Raw genomic sequence first — 267 nt, 5'->3', positions numbered from 1 at the left:
GCACGTTCATGAACATGAGCCGCTGGAAGTTACGCGCGAGGTTATCAACAAAAAGTATCCTGCCTATGCCAAATCATTTGAAACCGTGATGAAGCGGACCAAGGCACACTATTTCAACATGATGATTATGAAAAAACAGCCGCTCGATGAGAACTGCACTTGGCTGTTTGACGTCTTAGGCGAAGTAGAAAAGCGTATCGACTATTCCAACTACACGCCATATGAGCAGCGGGTCTTTGGATTTTTGAGTGAATTGCTGTTGGACAC

The 267-nt window shown here is 45.3% G+C and carries 1 protein-coding gene; it reads left to right on the top strand.

Annotation, left to right across the window (positions count from 1 at the left end; all coding sequences use genetic code 11):
• On the top strand, positions 1-267 hold a 267-nt coding region (locus LI126_RS14785; RefSeq protein WP_227165688.1), incomplete at both ends, for a DUF4422 domain-containing protein.

This window comes from Mediterraneibacter sp. 210702-DFI.5.30 (assembly GCF_020560115.1).
In the GTDB taxonomy this organism is placed as follows: domain Bacteria; phylum Bacillota; class Clostridia; order Lachnospirales; family Lachnospiraceae; genus Mediterraneibacter; species Mediterraneibacter faecis.
Note: the sequence above shows the minus strand (reverse complement) of the source record. Positions and strands in the feature narration are given on the sequence as shown.